The organism is Bradyrhizobium sp. WYCCWR15520 (genome assembly GCF_056174665.1).
This window is the reverse complement of sequence record NZ_JBWBWM010000016.1, coordinates 128,723-149,579: the sequence shown is the minus strand read 5'-3', so window position 1 is coordinate 149,579 and position 20,857 is coordinate 128,723. Positions and strand designations below refer to the sequence as shown.

At 60.8% G+C, this 20,857-nt stretch carries 19 protein-coding genes; 16 read left to right on the top strand and 3 right to left on the bottom strand.

Annotated elements, in window-relative coordinates; all coding sequences use genetic code 11:
- Positions 1 to 47: 47 nt before the first annotated feature.
- The 6 genes from AC0QUY_RS19970 to AC0QUY_RS19945 all read left to right on the top strand — a co-directional run bounded on the left by AC0QUY_RS19970 (position 48) and on the right by AC0QUY_RS19945 (position 5,025).
- Entirely contained in the window at positions 48 to 1,202 is a 1,155-nt protein-coding gene (locus tag AC0QUY_RS19970; RefSeq protein ID WP_474414905.1) for an ABC transporter substrate-binding protein, read from the top strand.
- Between the two features lie 73 nt (positions 1,203 to 1,275).
- On the top strand, positions 1,276 to 2,148 hold the full coding sequence (locus AC0QUY_RS19965; protein WP_161855178.1) for a branched-chain amino acid ABC transporter permease: 873 nt from the start codon (positions 1,276 to 1,278) through the stop codon (positions 2,146 to 2,148).
- Positions 2,145 to 3,191 carry a branched-chain amino acid ABC transporter permease gene (locus AC0QUY_RS19960; RefSeq protein WP_475388051.1) on the top strand — a complete coding sequence of 349 codons (1,047 nt, stop codon included), beginning with the start codon at positions 2,145 to 2,147 and terminating at the stop codon, positions 3,189 to 3,191. Before AC0QUY_RS19965 ends, AC0QUY_RS19960 begins: the two co-directional genes overlap by 4 nt.
- Positions 3,191 to 3,967, top strand: a complete 777-nt coding sequence (locus AC0QUY_RS19955; RefSeq protein WP_475388050.1) for an ABC transporter ATP-binding protein — start codon at positions 3,191 to 3,193, stop codon at positions 3,965 to 3,967. Before AC0QUY_RS19960 ends, AC0QUY_RS19955 begins: the two co-directional genes overlap by 1 nt.
- Positions 3,960 to 4,664, top strand: a complete 705-nt coding sequence (locus AC0QUY_RS19950) for an ABC transporter ATP-binding protein (RefSeq protein ID WP_161855175.1) — start codon at positions 3,960 to 3,962, stop codon at positions 4,662 to 4,664. Before AC0QUY_RS19955 ends, AC0QUY_RS19950 begins: the two co-directional genes overlap by 8 nt.
- Positions 4,654 to 5,025: a Rieske (2Fe-2S) protein gene (locus AC0QUY_RS19945; RefSeq protein ID WP_475388049.1), complete on the top strand. Its 372-nt coding sequence runs from the start codon at positions 4,654 to 4,656 to the stop codon at positions 5,023 to 5,025. The genes AC0QUY_RS19950 and AC0QUY_RS19945 overlap by 11 nt, the downstream gene beginning before the upstream one ends.
- Before the next feature lie 9 nt (positions 5,026 to 5,034).
- On the opposite strand, the gene AC0QUY_RS19940 is transcribed toward AC0QUY_RS19945, so the two are convergent.
- Positions 5,035 to 5,877 carry an alpha/beta hydrolase gene (locus tag AC0QUY_RS19940; protein WP_475388080.1) on the bottom strand — a complete coding sequence of 281 codons (843 nt, stop codon included), beginning with the start codon at positions 5,875 to 5,877 and terminating at the stop codon, positions 5,035 to 5,037.
- A 403-nt stretch (positions 5,878 to 6,280) separates the two neighbouring features.
- On the opposite strand from AC0QUY_RS19940, the gene AC0QUY_RS19935 reads away from it, so the two are divergent.
- The 6 genes from AC0QUY_RS19935 to AC0QUY_RS19910 all read left to right on the top strand — a co-directional run bounded on the left by AC0QUY_RS19935 (position 6,281) and on the right by AC0QUY_RS19910 (position 13,600).
- The gene (locus AC0QUY_RS19935) at positions 6,281 to 8,365 is read left to right on the top strand and encodes a hydantoinase/oxoprolinase family protein (protein WP_475388048.1); all 2,085 of its coding nucleotides are present in this window, start codon (positions 6,281 to 6,283) and stop codon (positions 8,363 to 8,365) included.
- 2 nt (positions 8,366 to 8,367) lie between these two features.
- On the top strand, positions 8,368 to 10,026 hold the full coding sequence (locus AC0QUY_RS19930; RefSeq protein ID WP_475388079.1) for a hydantoinase B/oxoprolinase family protein: 1,659 nt from the start codon (positions 8,368 to 8,370) through the stop codon (positions 10,024 to 10,026).
- An 80-nt stretch (positions 10,027 to 10,106) separates the two neighbouring features.
- Complete coding sequence (locus AC0QUY_RS19925; RefSeq protein ID WP_475388047.1) at positions 10,107 to 11,117, top strand: TRAP transporter substrate-binding protein; 1,011 nt, start codon at positions 10,107 to 10,109, stop codon at positions 11,115 to 11,117.
- Positions 11,110 to 11,736: a TRAP transporter small permease subunit gene (locus tag AC0QUY_RS19920; RefSeq protein WP_161855173.1), complete on the top strand. Its 627-nt coding sequence runs from the start codon at positions 11,110 to 11,112 to the stop codon at positions 11,734 to 11,736. The genes AC0QUY_RS19925 and AC0QUY_RS19920 overlap by 8 nt, the downstream gene beginning before the upstream one ends.
- A complete protein-coding gene (locus AC0QUY_RS19915) occupies positions 11,733 to 13,040 on the top strand; it encodes a TRAP transporter large permease (protein ID WP_475388046.1) in 1,308 nt (435 codons plus the stop codon). The genes AC0QUY_RS19920 and AC0QUY_RS19915 overlap by 4 nt, the downstream gene beginning before the upstream one ends.
- Before the next feature lie 362 nt (positions 13,041 to 13,402).
- Positions 13,403 to 13,600 carry a hypothetical protein gene (locus AC0QUY_RS19910; protein WP_161855171.1) on the top strand — a complete coding sequence of 66 codons (198 nt, stop codon included), beginning with the start codon at positions 13,403 to 13,405 and terminating at the stop codon, positions 13,598 to 13,600.
- Positions 13,601 to 14,218: 618 nt separating this feature from the next.
- Here the strand turns inward: AC0QUY_RS19910 and AC0QUY_RS19905 are convergent.
- Together AC0QUY_RS19905 and AC0QUY_RS19900 are read right to left on the bottom strand one after the other, a co-directional pair.
- Positions 14,219 to 14,755, bottom strand: a complete 537-nt coding sequence (locus AC0QUY_RS19905; protein ID WP_202639105.1) for a hypothetical protein — start codon at positions 14,753 to 14,755, stop codon at positions 14,219 to 14,221.
- A gap of 436 nt (positions 14,756 to 15,191) precedes the next feature.
- Positions 15,192 to 15,728 (bottom strand): transposase, encoded by a 537-nt coding sequence (locus AC0QUY_RS19900; protein ID WP_161855170.1) that lies wholly within the window; start codon positions 15,726 to 15,728, stop codon positions 15,192 to 15,194.
- A 548-nt stretch (positions 15,729 to 16,276) separates the two neighbouring features.
- Here AC0QUY_RS19900 and AC0QUY_RS19895 point away from each other — a divergent pair.
- The 4 genes from AC0QUY_RS19895 to AC0QUY_RS19880 are packed head-to-tail and all read left to right on the top strand — an operon-like array spanning position 16,277 to position 20,857.
- On the top strand, positions 16,277 to 16,978 hold the full coding sequence (locus AC0QUY_RS19895) for a sugar transferase (RefSeq protein ID WP_475388045.1): 702 nt from the start codon (positions 16,277 to 16,279) through the stop codon (positions 16,976 to 16,978).
- Entirely contained in the window at positions 16,978 to 18,144 is a 1,167-nt protein-coding gene (locus AC0QUY_RS19890) for a glycosyltransferase (RefSeq protein ID WP_475388044.1), read from the top strand. Before AC0QUY_RS19895 ends, AC0QUY_RS19890 begins: the two co-directional genes overlap by 1 nt.
- Positions 18,145 to 18,188: 44 nt before the next feature.
- Complete coding sequence (locus tag AC0QUY_RS19885; RefSeq protein WP_475388043.1) at positions 18,189 to 19,430, top strand: polysaccharide pyruvyl transferase family protein; 1,242 nt, start codon at positions 18,189 to 18,191, stop codon at positions 19,428 to 19,430.
- Positions 19,427 to 20,857 (top strand): hypothetical protein, encoded by a 1,431-nt coding sequence (locus AC0QUY_RS19880; RefSeq protein WP_161855166.1) that lies wholly within the window; start codon positions 19,427 to 19,429, stop codon positions 20,855 to 20,857. Before AC0QUY_RS19885 ends, AC0QUY_RS19880 begins: the two co-directional genes overlap by 4 nt.

Genomic DNA, 20,857 nt, shown 5'->3' with positions numbered 1-20,857 from the left:
GAGGTTTGAACTGCGGATGGATGAACAGCGTAAGATTGGAGAACCACATGACATGGACTTTCAGACTTGTTCCGACGATGGCGCTCGCGTTCGCCTTGCTGGGTGGTACCGCGAACGCTCAAACCATCAAGATCGGCGTGAATGAGCCCCTGACAGGCGCGTTCGCCGCGTCCGGTACCTACGTCGTCAACGGCGCCAAGATCGCGGCCGATGAGATCAATGCGAAGGGCGGCATTCTCGGCAAGAAGCTTGAACTTGTCATCGAGGACAACAAGAGCAATCCCACCGAAGCAGCCGCCGTCGCTGAAAAGCTGATCACGAGCGACAAGGTGCCGGTTCTGATGGGGGCGTGGGGTTCTAGCCTGACGCTTGCCGTGATGCCTAAGCTGATGGAATACGAGACGCCGATGGTGGTCGAGACCTCCTCGTCGGGCAAGATCACCACAACCGGCAACCCCTACATCTTCCGTATCTCGCCGCCATCGGCGATCGAAGCCGCGGCATTCAAGGGGATCGTCGACAAGCTCGAATTGAAGAAGGTCGATTTCCTCATCATCAACAACGATTGGGGTCGCGGCACCGCTGAAGATTTCAGCAAGATGATGAAGGAAAAGGGGATCGCGGTCGGGACCGTCGAGACGATGGACCAGGGCGCCCAGGACATGAGCGCACAGCTCTCCAAGCTCAAGGGCACGGATTCCGAGACCATCATCGTGACGACGGCGGTCGACCAGCTAACGCTGATCTTCAAGCAGGCCGCCGCCCTCGGCCTCAAGAAGCGCATCATCACGACCGGAGGTTCGCAGAATCCCGATCAGATCATCGCACAAGCGGGTGCTGCGGCGAACGGCACCATGCATCTGACGACCTTCCTGCCCTGGTTCCCCGAGAAGACGCCGAACCCGGAAGCGACCAGCTACTTCATCGCTGAATGGAAGAAGCGTGGCTACGACTTCGCCGGCTGCACCGAAAGTTTTCGTGGCTATGACGGCATCCGCACGGTGGCGGCGGCAATCGAGAAGGCGGGCAAGGCTGAGCCTGCGGCGATAAAGGCGGCGCTCTGGGATATCAAGGTGAAGGGCCTGAACGGCGACATCGTGTTCCGCAAGTCCGGTCCCGAAGGCAAGGAAAGCGGCCAGAGCCAGCCCAACGTCTACCTGATCGAAATCACCGACGGGAAGATCGGCATGAAGACACTTTGACGTCACGTGACTGACCGTCGAGGGTTGCGGCAGACCGCGGCCCTCGCCGGCGTCAAGAAATCCGGGGGCACCCTTGAGCGAGTTTCTGCAACATCTGATCAACATGCTGGTGCTCGGCGGCACCTATGCGCTGCTGGGCATCGGGCTGACCTTGATCTTCGGCATCATGAACGTCGTGAACTTCACGCACGGGGTGCTGTACACGTTCGGCGCCTACATCATGTTCATCGTGGTGCACCAGCTCGGAATTAACTTCTTCCTCGCGCTGCCGCTCGCCGTCCTCGCGGGCTGGCTGCTTGGCGCGGTGATCGAACTGACCCTGCTGCGGCCGCTGCGCGGCTCCGACATCGACACGACCATGCTTGTCATGATCGGCGCCTGGATCGCGATGCAGTCCGGCACGTTGTGGATATGGGGCGGCGTCGCGAAATCGGTGACCACGCCTTTCCCCGAGGCGCCACTGGTCCTGGGACCAGTCTCGGTGTCCTGGTTGCGGCTGTTCGTGCTCGCAGCGGCGGCGATACTGATTGTGGTCACCTATCTCCTGATCAACAGGACAAAGCTCGGCTGTGCGATGCGGGCGACGTTTCAGGATCAGGACACCGCCTCGCTGATGGGCGTCAATGTCGACCTGATCTACACCTCGACCTTCGCGATCGGTTCGAGCCTTGCCGCCGCGGCGGGCGCGCTGCTCGGCCCGGTCTACGTCATCTTCCCGCAAATGGGCGATCTCGCCGCCGTCAAGGCATTCGCGATCGTGATCCTCGGCGGGCTCGGCAACATCACCGGTGCGGTAATTGGCGGTTTCATTCTGGCATTGGCGGAGGAACTGGGCGCCGGCTACGTCTCCTCGGGATACCGCGATGCCATGGGCTTTCTGATCATTATCGCGGTTCTGATCTTCAAGCCGACCGGGCTTTTTGCGCGTTCGGAGCGCGTCGGATGAAGTCAGCACTCGCCATTCTCACGGTCGTCGCGTTCGCATCGGTGCCGTTGTGGCTGCGCGATCCGTATCTCATGAACGCGCTGATCACGACCGGTATCTTCATCATCGGCGCGATGAGCCTCAATCTGCTGCTCGGGTTCACCGGCCAGCTCAGCCTCGGTCACATCGCGTTCTTCGGCATTGGCGCTTATGTCAGCGCATTGACGTCGCTTGGTTTCGATGTCGGCTTGCCCTTTGGCCTTCGCATTGTTCACGCTCCCTGGCCGCCGATCGCGGGCTTCGTGTTGGCCATCGTCGTTGCTGGATTGTGTGGATATCTCGTGGGGCTGCTGTCGTTTCGCGTCCGCGGCGCCTATTTCGTGATCGTTACGATTTCCTTTGCCGAAGTGGTGCGGTTGGTGGCGCTGAACTGGGTCGAGCTGACGCAGGGGCCGCTGGCACTGACCAACATTCCCTCGATGACGATTGGATTGCCGGGTTTCGGAGATCTGACCCTCCGCACCAAGCTGCAGAACTACTACCTCGTGCTTGCCGTCGCGGTTGTCACCTATCTGCTGATCTCGCGCCTGGTCCATTCGCATTTCGGCCGCGCCATGCGTGGGCTGATGGAAAACGAAACGCTGGCGGTGTCCGTCGGCATCGACGTGACAAGGACCCTCACTTTGGCGGCGGTGATCTCGGCCGGGATCGCGGGTGCGGCCGGCAGTCTCTACGCACACTACATCCGGATCATCGATCCCGAGGTGTTCGCCTTCATCAACACGGTGACGATGGTGATCATGGTCATCACCGGCGGCAAGGGGTCGCTGGCCGGGCCCGTCGTCGGCGGCATGATCTTTGGACTGTTGCCTGTGTTTCTGCGTCCGATCATGGCGCCGGAGGCGCAGTGGATCGCGTATGGCGGCGTGCTGATCGTTATCCTGTTCATATTGCCGCGCGGGATCGTGCCGTCGTTGGCGCTGCGATTTGTGAAACCGCGGAGCCGGGCCGAGACGGTTGCTCCGGTTGCCTTCTCCGAACGGGACGCCAAGGAGCACGCGTGATGATAGCGACTGCCTTGAAGGTCGAGCAGGTCGCCGTGCACTTCGGGGGGCTGGTCGCGCTCTCGGACATGAACTTTACGGTCGGCGAGGGCGAAATCGTCAGCCTGATCGGGCCTAACGGCGCCGGCAAGACGACGGCTTTCAACGTCGTCACGGGCTTTCTTGACCCAACCCGCGGGGCGGTGAGCTATCGTGGAACCGCGCTCAATGGATTGAAGCCACATCAGATCGCGGATCTCGGTTTGGCCCGCACCTTCCAGCGCACCAGCGTTTTTCCGAACGACACCGTCTACGACAATCTGCTGGTCGGGCTGCATCGCCAGGGCAGGGTCAGCCTTCTCGAAGCCATTCTCGGCCTGCCGCGCGCGCGGTCTTCGGAGCGCCGTTTGCGGGAACGCGCCAGCGAATTGGTCGAATGGGTCGGGCTCGAACGCCGCGCGCACGATCTTGCAGGCTCGCTATCCTACGGCGAGCAGCGGCTTGTCGGCGTGGCGCTGGCGCTGGCCGCCGAGCCGTCGATGCTGCTGCTCGACGAGCCGGTCTCCGGCATGAACGCCTCGGAAACCCACACCTTCGTGCAGTTGGTTCGCAACATCAGGGATCGCGGCGTCACCATCCTACTTGTCGAGCACGATATGCCGATGGTGATGAGTGTCTCGGATAGGATCGTGGTGCTGAACTATGGCCGCATCATTGCCGAAGGACCGCCAGACATGATCCGGAACGATCCGGCGGTCATCGAGGCCTATCTCGGGCAGGGAGCGACACGTGCTTGAGATTCGCGACATGGTGTGTGGCTATGGCGGTGTCACTGCTCTCCGCGGCATTTCGCTGGAGGTCAAGGCCGGGCAGCTCGTCGCCTTGATCGGCGCCAATGGCGCCGGCAAGAGCACCACGCTGCGTGCGATCTCCGGGCTGGTTGCGCCGCGTTCCGGATCGATGCTGTTCGAAGGCAAGGACATCGCAGGTGCCAAACCGCCGCGCGTGGTGGCCTGCGGGATCGCGCATTGTCCGGAAGGACGGCGGGTATTTCCTCATATGACGGTCGAGGAAAATCTCGACATGGGGGCCTATCTGCGCAGTAGTACCGCCGAGATCGCGGCCGACCGCGATCGGATCTATGCCGAATTTCCACGCCTTGCCGACCGCAAGCGGCAGGCTGCCGGCACCTTGTCGGGTGGTGAGCAGCAGATGCTGGCGATCGGCCGGGCGTTAATGTCACGTCCACGCCTGATCATGTTCGACGAGCCTTCCCTCGGGCTTGCGCCCAACATCGTCGAGCGAACTTTTGCAATCATCCGCGGCATCCGCGATGCCGGAACGACGGTGCTGCTGGTGGAGCAGAACGCCTTTGCGGCGCTCGAGATGTGCGACCACGCCTATCTTTTGGAAGGCGGCCGCATCGTTCTGTCCGGGCCTGGCGCGGAGATGATCGAGAACGAGCACGTGCGAAAGGCCTATCTTGGCGGATGAGCGGCCTGAAACGGCGGCGTTGTCGGGCGATGAGCGATGGATGCCGGTCTGCGGGCTCAGCCGGCTGATTTCGCAGACGATCGTCTGTGTCCGCGTGACCGGCGTCGACTTGATCCTGGTCTGGAGCGAAGGACGCGCGGTAGCCTGCGAACGAATATGCCCGCACGAACAGGCTGACCTCAGTTTTGGACATCTGTCGGGAGGGCGCTTGTTCTGTCCCCGTCACGCGGCCTCGTTCGATCTCCGTAATGGCCGGATTTCCTACGGCTGGCCGAGCCGGCCGTTGCGGCTATACCCGGTCCGGATCAGGGACGATCAGATCTGGACGGACGCAGGCGCGATCAAGAAGCCCATGGCCTAGCCAATGGCGCTATCCGACCAGCTTTCGGGCGATATCGACAAGCGCGCCGTCAGGACGCCGCAGTTCACTAAGGATGCTGAAATGGTCTGCGCCTTCGATCGGGAACAGATTACCTGGCGCGTGCGCGGCCATCCGCGATTCATAAAGCTTGATCGAATCGAAAACCAGCGCCGGCAGTTCGGCCGTGCCATAGGCAATATCGAGCCGCTTGTGGACAGCGGGCAGGCTAAGTGGCGAAAGACTTGCGATTTCCTGGTCGGTCAGCTTCAGCGCGTTGTTGAGCCCGGTGTCGCGGATCGGCGCAAGATCGTACACGCCGGAAATCGCCAGTCCCGCGGTGACGCGCGGGTGCTCGAGTGCCATTGCGACGAGGTGCGCGCCGGCCGACCAGCCCGAGAGCACGACGGGCCCGGAGATGCCGTATGACTCTCCGTTTTGGGTCAACCAATCGAGCGACCGGGATATCTCCGCCACGATCTCTGTCAACGAAGCGTCGGGCGCCAGCGAATATCCGGGAATGGCAACCGACCAGCCATGCGCCGCGACGCCTTCGACCAGCATGGCAAACACTTCGCGCGAATTGCGCTGCCAATAGCCGCCATGCAGGAAGACCAGGCAGGGTGCCGTCTTCTCGGCGGCCGGATAGAGGTCGATCTTTGTCCTTTCGCGTTCGCCATAGGGAACATCAAGAAACGAGCTGCGGCTGGCGCGCAGCGTTTCGGACATCTGGTTTCTTTCGGCGATCAGCGCTGCGCTGTTCTTTACCGCTGCATTGTTGTCATAGGCGGCGTCACGCTCCGCCTGGGAAAGCGCTGCCCAGCTCGACCGGGGATCGGGAATTTTGTCTTTCATCGCCGATATGTCAATCACGCGTCACTCCCACGGAAGCCAAAGCGTTCGTTGTTGTTCAAGTCCCCTAGGGGACGATCACGAGTTTAGTACGACCAAGCCGCCCGCCGGTTTCGGCGACCGGCGTCAGCGAGTGCAGCATGCGGATGTCCGGATTGGTCAGGTTCATGCAGGGTGGCACCATGCAATTCTCGTGCTTGGAAGGGGAAGTACAGCGCCGGTGCCAATGGAGATGCTTGCGAGCGCCGTAGTCGCTTGGCCAGGGAAGGGCGAGTTCGTCGAAGTTGCGCCGTGCTGCATAGGTGCCCAGCAAAATAGCTGGATACGTCTCCGCCGGCGCAGTCAATGGCATGGAAATTGCTGAACATTTGGCTACAGTTCGTCGGTCAGCGCGTGGAGATTTGGAATGCTTGGGGGAGCCGAACTGCGGCTTGCCGTCGATATCGGAGGCACGTTCACGGATATCGTCCTGGATGTGGGTCAGGATCGCAGGACGCGCAAGGTGTTGACGACGCCCGCGCGACCGGAGCAAGCGGTGCTGGACGGGATGCGTCTCATTCTGGCCGACGCGCGCGCTCACATATGCGATATCGACGTCTTCATTCACGGCACGACGCTTGCGACCAACGCCATCATCGAACGCCGCGGCGCGAAGACGGCGCTTGTCGCAACGCAAGGTTTCCGTGACGTGCTCGATATCGGTACCGAGAGCCGCTACGATCAGTACGACCTCGCGATCGACAAGCCGAAACCGCTGGCGCCGCGCGCCCTGCGTTTCACGGTCCCCGAGCGCATCGACGCGCAGGGCGCCGTGCGGTTGCCGCTCGACGAAGCCGCCGTGCGTGCACTCGTGCCCGAGCTGCGCGCGCAGAATGTAGAAAGTGTCGCCTTCGCCTTCCTCCACTCCTATGCCAATCCCGAGCATGAACGGCGCGCCGCCGCGATCCTGAAGCAGGAAATGCAGGGTGTCTGGGTAACGCTGTCGTCGGCGGTGTGCCCTGAAATCCGCGAATACGAGCGGACCTCGACTGCGGTGGCCAATGCCTATGTGCAGCCGTTGATCGACGGCTATCTCGCGCGCATGGCCGAGGGGCTGCAGGCCGAGCAGTTTCGCGGCGCCATCTACCTCGTGACCTCGGGCGGCGGCGTCACCTCGATCGAGACGGCGCGGCGCTTTCCGGTGCGCCTGGTTGAATCGGGGCCGGCAGGCGGCGCGATTTTTGCGGCGCAAATCGCGGCGCGTCTCGGCGAGAGCAGGGTTCTGTCCTTCGACATGGGTGGCACCACCGCGAAGATCTGCCTGATCGAAAAGTATCAGCCCGAAACCTCGCGCGTGTTTGAGGTCGATCGCGCCGCCCGCTTTCTGAAAGGGTCGGGCCTGCCGGTGCGCATTCCCGTGATCGAGATGGTCGAGATCGGCGCCGGCGGCGGCTCGATCGCGCGGGTCGACGCCCTGAAGCGCGTCACGGTCGGGCCCGAGAGCGCGTCATCCGAGCCGGGGCCGGCCTGCTACGGCCGCGGCGGTCAACGACCCGCTGTGACGGATGCGGATGTCGCGCTCGGCAAGATCGACCCTGACGCATTTGCGGGCGGGACGATCAAGCTTAGCCCCGAACTGTCTAAACAGGCCTTGTTGCGCGATATTGGTGAACCACTGGGACTGTCGGCGGAAACCTCGGCCTACGCCGTGCATGAGGTCGTGTGCGAGAATATGGCGAGTGCTGCCCGCGTGCATGCAGTCGAGCGCGGCGCCGTCGTCGGCCAGCACACCCTGATCGCTTTCGGCGGCGCCGCGCCGCTGCATGCGGCCCGTGTCGCCGAGAAGATCGGCGTCTCGCGCGTGATCGTACCGTCCAATGCCGGCGTTGGCTCGGCCGTCGGATTTCTTGCCGCGCCCATTGCCTACGAGTTGGTGCGCAGCCGTCATGCCAGGCTCGATGCGTTCGATGTCGCAGCTGTGTCCGACCTGCTGGATGAGATGGCGACCGAGGCGCGCGCTTTGGTCGAACCCGGCGCTGCCGGTGCGCCGGTGCGCGAACGACGCGCCGCCTTCATGCGGTATGTCGGACAGGGACATGAGATCACGGTCGAGCTGCCGAACCGGCGGTTGACGGCCGCGGATCTCGCAGGTCTGCGCCAGGCCTTTGAGACCGATTATGCGGCCTTGTTCGAGCGGCCGATCCCGGGCGCTGCGATCGAGGTGCTGAGCTGGTCGGTGCTCGCGTCCACCGAGCCGCGCAATCCGTCGCGCGTTGCCGAGGTTACGCGCAAGCCGGCCGGAAAAGCCGCGGGCAGCCGCAAGTTTTTCGATGGCCGCGCGGGGAAGATCGTCGAGATTCCGCTGTACCACCGTGACCAGATGGCGCCGGGGGCGACCATCGCGGGACCGGCTGTGATCGCGGAAGATGAGACATCGACATTCGTCTCGACGAGCTTCGACGCCCATATCGACGGTGCCGGCAGCATCGTCATGGAACGGAAGGCGGCATGACCATGAATGAGTCAAGCGGCGCGAGCCTGATCGATCTGCAGATCATGTGGCACCGGCTGATCGCGGTGGTCGAAGAGCAGGCGCAGGTGCTGCTGCGCACGGCCTTCAGCCCGATCGTGCGCGAATGTGGCGACCTCTCGGCCGGTGTGTTCGACCTCAAGGGGCGCATGTTGGCGCAGGCGGTGACGGGTACGCCGGGCCACGTCAATTCCATGGCCGAGTCGGTCAAACATTTCATCGCGCATTTCCCGCTTCAGACGATGAAGCCGGGCGACGCCTACATCACCAACGATCCCTGGATGGGGACCGGCCATCTCAACGACTTCGTCGTCACCACGCCCTGCTTCAAGGACGGCAAAGCGGTCGCGCTGTTTTCCTGCACCAGCCATTTGATGGATATCGGCGGTATCGGTTTCGGGCCTGATGCCACCGACGTCTTCATGGAGGGGCTCTACATCCCGATGCTGAAGCTGATCGATCAGGGCGTCGTCAATGAAACGCTGATGGCGATGATCCGCAGCAACACGCGTCTGCCGATCGACACCGAGGGTGACACCTATTCGCTGGCCGGCTGCAACGATGTCGGCTGCCAGCGCCTTGTCGAGATGATGCGTGAATTCGAGATCGAGTCACTCGATGCGCTCGGTGATTTCATCTGTGACCGCTCGCGGGAGGCGGTGCTTGCCGAGATCGCCAGGCTGCCGAAGGGCGTCTGGCGCAACAGCATGGTCGTCGACGGCTATGATGCGCCGGTCACGCTCGCGGCGACGCTGACGATTTCGGAAGAAGGCATTCACGTCGACTTCGACGGTACCTCGGGCGCCTCGAAGTTCGGTATCAATGTGCCGCTCTCCTACACCACCGCCTACACTGTGTTCGGCCTCGGCTGCGTGGTCGCCTCGCAGATCCCGAACAATGCGGGGTCACTCTCGCTGCTGACCGTCGCGGCGCCCGCGGGCTCGATCCTCAATGCGCCGAAGCCGGCGCCGGTGGCGTCGCGCCATGTCATCGGCCAGATGCTGCCCGACGTGGTGTTCGGCTGCCTGCGTCAGATCATTCCCGAGCGGGTGCCGGCCGAAGGCACGTCCTGCCTGTGGAATCTCAATGTGCGCGGACAGACGCGCAGCGGCGCCGGCGGCAATTACGGGTTCTCGATGGCGGTGACGAGCAACGGCGGCACCGGCGCGCGTTTTGCCAAGGATGGATTGTCGGCCACGGCCTATCCCAGCGGCGTACGCGGCACGCCGGTCGAAATCGCGGAGACGCAGACGCCGTTGATCTTCTGGCGCAAGGAGCTGCGTCCGGATTCGGGCGGCGCCGGCCGCACCCGCGGTGGCCTCGGGCAGATCATCGAAGTCGGCAGCGGCGTCGATGCGCCGTTCGACATTCTGGCCGCCTTCGACCGCATCGATCATCCGCCCCGCGGCCGTGATGGCGGCCGTGACGGCGAAGCCGGCTACGTCGGACTGAAGTCGGGACGGAAGCTGCGCGGCAAGGGGTTTCAGACCGTGCCGCCAGACGATCGGCTGGTGGTGATGACGCCCGGGGGCGCCGGGATCGGCGACCCGAGGCAGCGCGCGCCGTCAAGCGTTCGCGACGACGTCGAAAGCGGCCTGGTGTCGAGCGCGAATGCGGTTGCGGTTTACGGTTTCGCGGACTGACGCGTCCGGCGACGCGCTCGCGGCCCGATCAAGTTCGGAAATGACACGTCCCACATGCTTCAGCAAAAGGAGAGGGGTTCATGAAGACAACCAGGCGCACATTCATGGCAACCGGAGCAGCAGCGGCAGGTTTCCTGGCCGCTCCGCACATCGCGCGGGCGCAAAGCACGATCAAGCTGGACCTGTCGACGGTTTGGCCGGAGGGTAATTTCCATACCAAGAATGCAAAACTCTTCGCAGCCGAGGTCGGCAAGGCGACCGGCGGCGCGATCGAGATCGTTGTCCACGCAGGCGGCTCGCTCGGCTACAAGGGCCCCGAGCATCTCAATGCCGTGCGCGACGGACTGGTGCCGATGGCCGACATCCTGAACATCCAGCAGGTCGGCGAAGCGCCGTTGCTCGGCATCGAGGGTGTACCTTTTCTGGTCTCGTCTCCGGATGAACTGCGGGTACTGCAAAAGTATTCGCGACCCGAGTTCGACAAGATAGCGACCAAGTACAATCAGACGATCCTCTACACCGTGCCATGGCCAACGCAGTACCTCCACAGCAAGGTGAAGACCGACAACCTGGAGGGTCTCAAGGGCCTGAAAATTCGGGTGCCGGACCGCCAGGCCGGCGACATGGTGAATGCGCTCGGCATGGTGGGCGTGCAGATCCCCTGGGGCGAGACAGTGCCGGCGCTTGCATCGGGCGCGGTTGTCGGGGTGACCACCTCTTCCGTCTCGGGTGTGGACGGCAAGTTCTGGGAGTTCCTGAAGTACTTCTACCGGACCAACCATGTGTGGAGTTCGCAGATCGTCACCATCAACAATGACAGTTGGAAGAAGATCTCGCCAGCGCACCAGAAGGCTATCATGGACCTCGTCGCCAAGCTCGAGCCTGAGTTCTGGAGCGTGTCGATCGAGGCCGATAAGGCCAGCAGCAAGCGCCTGATCGAGGGCGGCATGGAACTGGTCGAAGTGCCTGCGACCCTGCTGAAGGAGATGCGCGAGAAGACGGCAAGTCTTGAGCAGGCCTTTATCGCTCGTGCGGGGGCCATCGCCGGCGATATCATCAGCAAATACAGGAAGGATATCGGCCGTGCATGATGTCGCTGCCGGCGCGGCCGCGGCTAATACGTCAGACGGCAAGACGGACAAGCAGGCGGGCCTTAGGCCAGCCTTGGATGCAGTAGCGCGCGTCCTGGACGGCGTCGACCGCCTGTCGGAATGGGGGGCGTGGGCGTCCGCCCTGTGCATCCTCGGCATCCTGATGCTGATTGTCGCAGAAGTCGTCGCCCGCAACATTTTCAACAAGAGCATCGACTTCGCCTGGGAGTTCAGTGCCTACCTCATGGGCGCGGCGTTCATGCTGGGCGCCGCCTATTCACTGCGGACGGGCTCGCAGGTACGGGTGAAGGTGCTGCTCGACAACCTGTCGCCGCCCGGCCAGCGCGCTCTCGATCTGTTCGCGACGGCGCTGTGCGTGATCGTCGCCGCTTACCTGACCTTTGCGCTCGGGCATTTGACCTGGCTCTCCTGGATGCGCGAATCGCGCTCCGACAAGGCGAGTGAACTTCCGCTCTGGATCGCCCAGTTTCCGTTGGCCTTGGGCGCGTTGCTGTTCACGCTGCAATCGCTGACGCGCTTCGTGCGCGTGCTGCGCGGTGAGCCCGGCGAGGATGAGACGTTGCGCGTCGGTCAGGATGCGAAGGCGGAGGCGTCGTGACCATCGTTCTCTTGACCCTGCTGGGACTGCTCTCGGCCATGCTGCTTGTCAGCATCTGGATCGGACCGGCGTTGATCGGTATCGGCATCGTGATGCTCGACCTGTTCACTTCGCGCCCGACCATGCGGCAGATCGGGCTGTGGTCGTTCAACGTGCTTACCTCGTCCGAGGTCGTTTCGCTTCCGCTATTCATCCTGATGGGTGAATTGCTGTTCCGCACACGCCTGTCGCAGTCGCTGTTCACCGGGATCGCTCCCTGGGTCGGCTTTCTCCCAGGCCGGCTCCTGCACACCACTATTTTGGGCTGCTCGCTGTTCTCGGCGATCTCCGGATCGTCGGCCGCTACCACGCAGGTGGTGGGCCGCATCACGCTGACGGAGCTGCTGCGGCGCGGCTACAACAAGGACATCGCTGTGGGCAGTCTTGCCGGCGGAGGCATGCTCGGCTTCCTGATCCCGCCCTCGATCCCGATGATCATCTATGCGGTTCTGGCGGAGGAATCGCTGTTGCGGCTGCTGACCGCCAGCTTCCTGCCGGGCTTCATCGTCGCCGGCAGCTTCATGACCTATATCGCCATACGTGCCCTGATGCGGCCTGACATCGTGCCGGAGCACGACCGGCGGATTTCGGAATGGAGTTGGTCGGACAAGCTGAAGAGCTTCGTCGAGTTAGGACCGGTCGCGTTCCTGATATTCACCGTGCTCGGCACGATGTATCTCGGTATCGCAAGCCCATCAGAAGCGGCGGCGATTGGCGTCGTGGGGGCGCTGCTGGTAGCGCTCCTGCAGCGGGCGCTCACGTGGGAGTCGCTGAAGGAATCCTGCCTCGGCACCGTGCAGACCACCTGCATGATTGGCTTGATCGTCCTCGGAGCCTTCATCGTCGGCACCGTGCTGGCGAACCTGCGACTGCCGCAATTTATTTCCGGGGCGATCTCGTCCTGGAATCTGGCACCGTTCGTTCTGATCATGTTGCTGATGGTCTTCTACATCGTGCTTGGTACCGTGCTTGAAGGCTTCTCCATGATCGTGCTCACTCTGCCGATCGTACTGCCGGTGGTTCTGGCGGCCGGATTCGACAAAGTCTGGTTCGGCGTCTTCCTGATCCTGACGATCGAGATGGCGCAAGTGAGTCCGCCAGTCGCCTTCAATCTGTTTGTGATCCAGAATCTGACCGGCGATTCACAGACCTATGTGGCGTGGAAAGTGCTGCCGTTCTTCCTCATCATGTGCGGCTTCGGGATATTGATCACACTCGTCCCCGGCATCGTCACGTGGCCAGCCGATTTCCTGCTGGGTAAGTAGATGTGCGGGCAGGCCACTCCGCATCGCTCAGCATTTGATACTGTCCCGGTACTCGACCGCGCCGACCTCGCACCGAAAATTTAGGTGCAATCATGGTGAAGAAAAAGGCACGGCGTCATTATCGAAACACCCATGGAAGCGCGTCAAGCCGAGCCCGGCCCCTCGATTCTATTGCTACTTATCATCGTCGTAAGTGTCGCGGTGATCGCTATGGGCTTTGTCTGGTTCGTGTCCTTCCGTACCTAGTTTCGGGTTGCTTTTAGCTCGGACGATTTTATGGCCCGTCATGTGGACAAATTGTCACGCCGGACCGCATTGATCGCCAGCCAGGCAATCCCATGTCCATCCTAACGGAGGACATCATGAAGCAATCGCAGCATTTCTTAGAAAATGCGGAGAACTGCGCGCAACTTGCCGAGCGCGCTGCTGACGAGCCAACTTACAACCGATACAAGCGTATGGAAGCCGCATGGCGGGCTTTGGCCGTTGAGCAAGACTGGCTGAATGGTGAAATTGTTCAGAACGCCAAGCCAGCTAAAGCGAGCGAGTCTGTCGGCTAACTGCTGCCGCGACTATCGTCTATGGAACTTAGCTTTGGCTTCTTTTCCGTTTGATCACGCAACGTGGTCAAACCGTCGTAGTTGCTCGCAAGACGCAAAAGCCTTCTTTTGATAAGCGGGTCAGCTTCGTTCGCAAGCTCCCGAAGGACGCGCGCTCTATCCCTATAAAATCGTTCGTCCATGTACGTCCCTCTCAATAGGGGTACATGCCCGTTTTCTTCGACCGATGATAGTAATCTAGATCACACGTCCGACCTTCACGTAGCGAAGCTTACGTTCACATTTTCGCAATGGAAGCTTGTTCTTTGATCGCTGTTGAGGCGGCCATGATAGAAGCTCGGATGTCCCAATACGATTCGGAAAAAGAATGGCAAAAGCTAAGAAAGTAGTTCGCCGCGCGTGGTCAAGAGACGATGTTCGAACAATGAAGACAATGGCCAAAGCAAAGTTAGGCGTCACTAAGATCGCAAAAGCGTTGAAGCGGACTCCCGGTGCCACCACTGTTATGGCTACGAAGCTGGGGGTTTCCCTATCAACGCGCGCCTAAATGAAACAGCGACAGGCCGTCGTAGCGCCTGTCGCCATTTCCACACATTTTCAGCGAGCGATTTCTCTAGGTCACGCTGCGCGCGGATTGACCACGGTGTATCCACGCAGTGAGCGCGCATGAATTCTCGTTGAGCGCCCGCCTGAGTTCGCATCATATGCCATCCAAATGTCGCCTTCGACGTGCTGTTCTAGAACGAAGACGTGCCCGCGGCGCGCGGCAACCATTCCCGGTGCCGGCGAAGTTCGTGGGAAGCGCAGCCAGTTGGCCGCCAGATTCAATCCCGGTACGATATGGCCGAACACGCGTATGGATGCGCCGCAACCACAGAAAGAACGCGGGCAACCGGCCGGGCGACCGCCGACGACCTGACCACGACCGCCACTCACTTCCGCCACTGCGTTGCGATGTGAAATCTCGCGCTGCTGAAAGCCGCGCTGTTCTCGCGGATATGACGCAAGTCCCCCGCGACGAGACTGGAAGACAGACAAGTCGCAGGGCATTGTGACGTTGCATTCGGATGCGGCGACGGAAGGTCGGGAAGGACGAGCATCTGATGCGCTCGATGAGAGAACAACAAAAAATGACGCAAGAAGTACCATACGCATGCAGGACTCCGATCTGGCGAAGCCTGCCCCGACGCAGAAGCCAATAAATTTTGGGCGAAAATGCGATAGCCGGTGCTATGCAGGAACTTCATGGGCTGATTTGCATTAGCGTTTTGCTCGATTGTGTACAAGCGCGGCTGCATCTATGCCGACACCCGAGCCGCCGACTGGCCCTATCTATTGGCACAAAGCGCTTCGTTACCGAGGAGCTTTATTATAGTTCGACGCCTCCCGCCGACGATTACGTCGCACTGGAGGTCAGTCATTGCTGCCCACCTCGTGTGACTTGTTGTTCTGCTTGCGGGTCGGGCGCTTTCGTGTCCGGCCAACCCGCAGGAGGTGCCCCAGGCGTCTTTTGAACTGCGCAATGAGATCGTCGTTGTATTGTTCCGAGCTTGTGTCGCTGTCTTGCTTCTCTGACTCGGGATCCCGGACCTCAGGTAGCTTTTGCATCGAGGCTGGCTCCTGCGTGGGAGGCCGATGCGTGTGAGTTCACGGTCGAGATTTGCGGTTCTCCAACCACTGGAAACTCCGACGGAGCCAGCGTGGAGAGCTCGTGCGCAGGCAGCGTAGTCTCGGCTTTATCGTCAGAGGTTCGTATTCCGCACTCTACGGCAGACAATTCGATCTGCGCGAGCATGAGAACGGCGGTCTTAAAGGAAACATTGATAGCCCGGCTGAGCTGAAATGGCTTGATAGGTTCCGTGCCGCACCCGGTCAGGAAGAGAGCCTTCAGCCATTTATGAAATGGGACGTGACTGCACTCGAACATTGTGCCCGTTCGCACCGAGAACAGCTTGCGGCACCCATAACACTTGTGAGTGCCGGTCTTGGTACTCAATCCTCTCAGGAGACTAGTCCGGCGATTTTCGCCGCAATGGGGACACACGACCCCGTTCGGCCAGAGGCAGGCCTCGATGAGTTCGAGCGCCGCACATTCATCTTTGAAGCAGAGAGAGAGATCGGTACACATACGGGGCCTCGTTTGCTTCCAAAACGTCGCCGAGATGTTTCACTCCCCTTCGATTTCATTCTCTGAAATCTTTACGTGTGCTTATCCCATGCGAGAACCGTACCAGTTCTTGAATGGAACATAAGCGCGGATTGCAAAGGATTGCTGACAAGGCTCAGGTCAGTACCTAGCTGACTTGGATCGGTTTCTCTGGAAATGAGAACTTCGATAGGACATGCGCGTGGTCACCCTACGCTCTTGACCAGTTCCCGAGCGTGAGTTCGCAAGCGGCGCGTGCACACCGAGCGATCAGCATGCACAACTATAGCGCATCAGGGATCACGCATCACGCGTTCGTGGGTTAGAATAATCAGGTTGCGGTGCACCAATAGTTACGCACTAATTAACGAGGATAGTTACGCATTAATTAACGACACGGCCTGACCGAGGGAGAGTTGTTCCCGAGCACTGCCGACTAAGCGACACATAGTGAGATCCAGTCGTGACCGCGGCGCGAGCTGCGGAATGGGGACGGCTTGCATAACGGTCCCTTATTGGAGCTTAAGCCAATGCAGTTGTTTCAGTTGCCGAAGAGTGCGACCACGGAAGTTGGACTGCTTATCGACAGGCGTATCAAGCAGAGATCGGCGAGGTATCCGATCGGGGGCGTACCGAAACGGCTGCTCGATATTCTCGTTTCTTCGTCAGCGCTACTGGCCTTTGCACCGCTCTTTCTCCTCGTTGCATTGCTTCTAAAGGTCACGGATCGAGGTGCCATTCTTTATCGGCAACCACGCGTCGGCTTTCGCTCTTCCAGCTTCGGGTGTCTGAAGTTCAGGACAATGGTGATGGATGGCGACGCGGTCCTGGCGCGCTACCTTCGCGATAATCCCGAGGCTGCGAGGGAGTGGGCCGAAACACGCAAGCTAAAGCGAGATCCACGCGTGACTGCGGTCGGCCAGGTGTTGCGTCAAACCAGCCTGGATGAATTGCCGCAGCTCTGGAATATTCTTCGTGGCGACATGAGCATCGTCGGTCCGCGGCCGGTAGTCGCCGAAGAGATCACAATGTACGGACCGAGCGCGGGGCACTATCTGCTGACGCGTCCCGGTCTGACCGGCGCGTGGCAGGTCAGCGGCCGCAACGATGTTTCCTACGAGCGCCGCGTTTCCCTCGATCGAGACTATGTCGAGAACTGGTCGTTCTGGAATGACATTAAGATCATCGCGAAGACAGTGCCGGTGCTGATTATGGCCAAGGGCACATACTGATGCGGGTCGCAATAGTCCACTATTGGCTTGTCGGCATGCGCGGCGGCGAGAAGGTTCTCGAAGCCATCTGCGAACTCTACCCATCGGCCGACATCTTCACGCATGTGGTGGCGCCGGAGTCCATCTCCCCGGCGATTGCTAACCATCGAATCATCACGTCGTTTATCGCCAGGCTGCCGCGCGCAAAGGTCTGGTACAAGAAGTATCTGCCGCTAATGCCGCTTGCGCTCGAGCAGTTCGACCTTCGCGGCTACGACCTGATCATCAGCAGCGAATCCGGTCCCGCAAAGGGGATCATTCCTCCCGCGCATGCGGTCCATGTCTGCTATTGCCACTCTCCGATGCGGTACATCTGGAACATGTACCACGACTATAGGTTGGCGTCCGGCGTGCTGACGCGCGTCGCGATGACGCTGTTCTCCCACTACCTGCGCAACTGGGATCAGGGGTCATCCGCTCGGGTCGACTTGTTCGTCGCCAACTCCAACAATGTGTCATCACGTATCCGCAAATACTTTCGCCGCGAATCCGATGTTGTCTTTCCACCAGTCGATGTCGACGCCTTCGAACAGGTGACGGCTTCTGATGTCGGCGACTACTATCTGATGGTGGGGGAACTTGTTGCCTATAAGCGGCCCGACCTGGTCGTTGACGCCTTCAACGCGTCTGGCAAGAGGCTCATCGTCATAGGCGGCGGTGAGATGCTGGATACTCTGAAACGGCGCGCGCGGCCCAACGTCACGATTATGGGGCCGCAGGCATTTGCAGTCCTTCGGCATCACTATGCGCGTTGTCTGGCTCTGATTTTCCCCGGTGAAGAAGACTTTGGCATCGTTCCGGTCGAAGCGATGGCGAGCGGCCGGCCCGTCATCGCGTTCGGCCGCGGCGGCGCCATTGAAACAGTCGTTGACGGCGTTACTGGTGTGCTGTTCTCGGAGCAGACCACGGAGGCGCTTCTGAATGCGATCGCGCGCTTTGAGACGATCAGCTTCTCTGTCACCGACATCGTTCGGCATGCAGCCGGCTTCAGCAAGGAGCGTTTCAAGCACCAGATGAGACGTTCGGTCGAACGGGCATTGCGCGAAAACGCGACAGTTGCTGCTGGCCACCAGAATCAGAAGCCGTCTAGCGCCAGAGCGCGAGTCGTCCATGCGAGCAAGTTCTAGGGCGGATGAACTCTCAGTCTCTCACGATGTCGAGTGGTAGTATCATGAAGGTTGTCACCTTCAACGTTAAGTACAGCCCGAACCTCGGTGATGGGGTGATTGCCGAATGCCTCGAAGCCGAGCTTGGGCGGCGGCTACCCGATGTCAGCATTGAAGCTCTAGATCTTGCCGGACGCACCGATCGCGACAGTCCGGCGAGGTCCGGCCGTCGTGTCCTTGCCTTGAAAGCATTGCAGATGACGCCCGCGATCCTGCGCGACGTGTTGGTCGAGGCAATCCTTCGCCTTCAGATGAGGAGGAAATGCCGACCGGTCTGGCGCGAAGCGCTCTGCGATGCCGATTTCGCGATTGTCGGTGGTGGCCAGCTAATCCAGGACGGCGACCTCAATTTCCCGGTCAAGCTGTCGATTGTAGCGGCTGAGTGCAAGCGCAACAATGTTCCGATCGCCTTGTTTGGCCTAGGTGTCGCCGAAAGCCGGTCCAGACGAGGTGCAGGACTGATCTCGTCACTGTTACATGCTGACCAACTGGTGTTTGCAGGTGTGCGCGACGGGGACTCTGCGAAACGGCTACGCCAGCGTCGCGTGAAGGGCGTCGTCGTGACGCCGGATCCCGGCCTGATGGCATCTCAGGTGTGGCCATCAATTGTGCGGCGACAGCGCAAGCGCCCTGTCATTGGCGTCGGGATAACCCATCCGGTTATTTTGCAACATCACGGGGAGGGAAAGTCCGATGATGCGATCATCATGGGGCTCTATCGAAGCCTGATAAGGCGACTGCTGGCTTCAGGATACGACGTAACCTGTTTCTCGAACGGAGCTCGGGAAGACCGGGCTTGCCTAGACCGTGTCGTTGATTCATTCCGTGATGACGGTGGGCTGACGCGTGCGCCGGACTGTAGGACCCCCCGGGAACTCGCGGAACTAGTCGGAAGCTTCGATGCAGTTATCGCGCACCGGCTGCACGCGTGCATCCTTGCTTACTCCTACCGCGTGGCGCACGTCGGCTTGAGTTGGGACTCAAAGCTAGCGGCGTTCTTCGCAAATGTCGGGCGGAGCCGGTACCTGGTGGAGTTCAGCGCTGACGCTGTGCAGACAATGCCGGAGCTCTTGGCCGCTGCGCGGGCCGAGACGATCTGTGATGTCCAACATAAGCGTGTACTCGCATTAACGGGGGCATCGATCGATAGTTTGGTGCGGCTGCTCAAGGGGGAGACTCGGCCAAAGCTGATCGAGCATTCCGAACGGGCCTTGAATGCAATACCTCTCAGCAAGGTTCGCGCATGACAGTCGAACTGATCGGCATTGGGACTGTTTTGGTGGGCCTCTGGGCGTTGTGGCAGGGCCCGATCGCCGCATTCTGGGTGATGGCCCTGGCTACCCTGCTGGGGGCGGCGGCCGCCTTCAAGGTTCCAGCGCTGGGCGACGCAAGCGTCCCACCGGTTCTGGTAGTCGCCATCTTTCTTGCGATAACGGTCGGACTGCGACCACACCTGCGTACTGCAGCGCTCGAGAGTCTCGCGCCGCCGGGTCCCGGTTTCTGGATCCTGTTGTTCACGATCTACGCCGTTGCAACCGCATTCTTTATGCCCCGGCTGTTTCAGGGCCTGACCTACGCCTACTCGCTCGCGCGAAACGACGCCGACGTTGGGATCGTCAGTCTGCCCTTGAAACCTCGAGCCGCCAATGCGACGCAGGCCTTCTATCTCATCGCGGATCTCGGCTGCTTCATGAGCACCTGGGCCCTTATGGTCCGGGATCAGGCCAAGGGCATCACAAACGCGTTGATCGTGTGTGCGGTGGTTTTGCTCGCGTCGGCCGTCGCCGACGTCGCCACACATTATACCGACACGGGATTCCTGCTCTCCTGGCTCCGCAATGCCAACTACCGGATGCTCGAGTCCGGTGAAATCGGCGGATTCAAACGCATCGTCGGCACATTCACCGAAGCCGGCGCCTTCGGCTACGCGGCGCTCGGCTTGCACGCATTTACCCTGAGCCTCTGGCTGTACGGGTTCCGCACTCGCATCACCGGATCGCTCGCGCTGCTTCTCGCGCTATCGCTGTTGTTATCGACTTCGACGACGGCCTATGGATCCTTGGCGATGTTCTCGTCGCTCATGGTGATCGGTGCGCTTGTGAAGCTCGCCAATGGACAGGCCACCGGCAGGGACTGCAGCTATCTTTTTATCGTCTCGATGATCCCGTTCTTGCTGTTAGTGGTCATCTTGTTCGTGCCTTCGGTCTGGTCGGCTGTTACGGGCCTGTACGAGTCCGCCATTTCCAACAAGCTGGCAAGTCAGTCCGGGATTGAGCGCATGCGCTGGAATTACTTCGCGCTACAGAATTTTTGGGACACTTCGGGTTTCGGCGCCGGGCTCGGGAGTGTCCGGGCGTCGAGCTTTGTGGTCGCCTTGCTCGCCAATACTGGCGTTCTCGGCCTGCTCCTGTTCGTCGTGACCCTGGCGTCGGTGTTCGCGATGGGAAAGCCGATTTCTTTTGTGGACGTTGTCGGGCGTGCAGGCCTGAACGCATGCCTTGCTCTCTTTGGCTCCGCCTGCATATCGGCCGGTAGCGTCGATCTTGGGTTTCTCTTTTTCATCTTTTTTGCGCTTGCCGCCAGCGGGCGACAATTGCGTGAGCGTGCGGCTCCGGCGTTGGTGAAAAAGCAATCCGTTGGTTGGCGCGCGTCATTTCACGCTGCAGGGACGTAG

What these genes read in the sequence shown, in the direction of transcription:
- AC0QUY_RS19970 (WP_474414905.1), top strand. Translation starts at nt 48, where the DNA reads ATGACATGGACTTTCAGACTTGTTCCGACGATGGCGCTCGCGTTCGCC.
- AC0QUY_RS19960 (WP_475388051.1), top strand. Translation starts at nt 2,145, where the DNA reads ATGAAGTCAGCACTCGCCATTCTCACGGTCGTCGCGTTCGCATCGGTG.
- AC0QUY_RS19955 (WP_475388050.1), top strand. Translation starts at nt 3,191, where the DNA reads ATGATAGCGACTGCCTTGAAGGTCGAGCAGGTCGCCGTGCACTTCGGG.
- AC0QUY_RS19940 (WP_475388080.1), bottom strand. Translation starts at nt 5,877, where the DNA reads ATGAAAGACAAAATTCCCGATCCCCGGTCGAGCTGGGCAGCGCTTTCC.
- AC0QUY_RS19935 (WP_475388048.1), top strand. Translation starts at nt 6,281, where the DNA reads ATGCTTGGGGGAGCCGAACTGCGGCTTGCCGTCGATATCGGAGGCACG.
- AC0QUY_RS19930 (WP_475388079.1), top strand. Translation starts at nt 8,368, where the DNA reads ATGAATGAGTCAAGCGGCGCGAGCCTGATCGATCTGCAGATCATGTGG.
- AC0QUY_RS19925 (WP_475388047.1), top strand. Translation starts at nt 10,107, where the DNA reads ATGAAGACAACCAGGCGCACATTCATGGCAACCGGAGCAGCAGCGGCA.
- AC0QUY_RS19910 (WP_161855171.1), top strand. Translation starts at nt 13,403, where the DNA reads ATGAAGCAATCGCAGCATTTCTTAGAAAATGCGGAGAACTGCGCGCAA.
- AC0QUY_RS19905 (WP_202639105.1), bottom strand. Translation starts at nt 14,755, where the DNA reads ATGCGTATGGTACTTCTTGCGTCATTTTTTGTTGTTCTCTCATCGAGC.
- AC0QUY_RS19900 (WP_161855170.1), bottom strand. Translation starts at nt 15,728, where the DNA reads ATGTGTACCGATCTCTCTCTCTGCTTCAAAGATGAATGTGCGGCGCTC.
- AC0QUY_RS19895 (WP_475388045.1), top strand. Translation starts at nt 16,277, where the DNA reads ATGCAGTTGTTTCAGTTGCCGAAGAGTGCGACCACGGAAGTTGGACTG.
- AC0QUY_RS19890 (WP_475388044.1), top strand. Translation starts at nt 16,978, where the DNA reads ATGCGGGTCGCAATAGTCCACTATTGGCTTGTCGGCATGCGCGGCGGC.
- AC0QUY_RS19885 (WP_475388043.1), top strand. Translation starts at nt 18,189, where the DNA reads ATGAAGGTTGTCACCTTCAACGTTAAGTACAGCCCGAACCTCGGTGAT.
- AC0QUY_RS19880 (WP_161855166.1), top strand. Translation starts at nt 19,427, where the DNA reads ATGACAGTCGAACTGATCGGCATTGGGACTGTTTTGGTGGGCCTCTGG.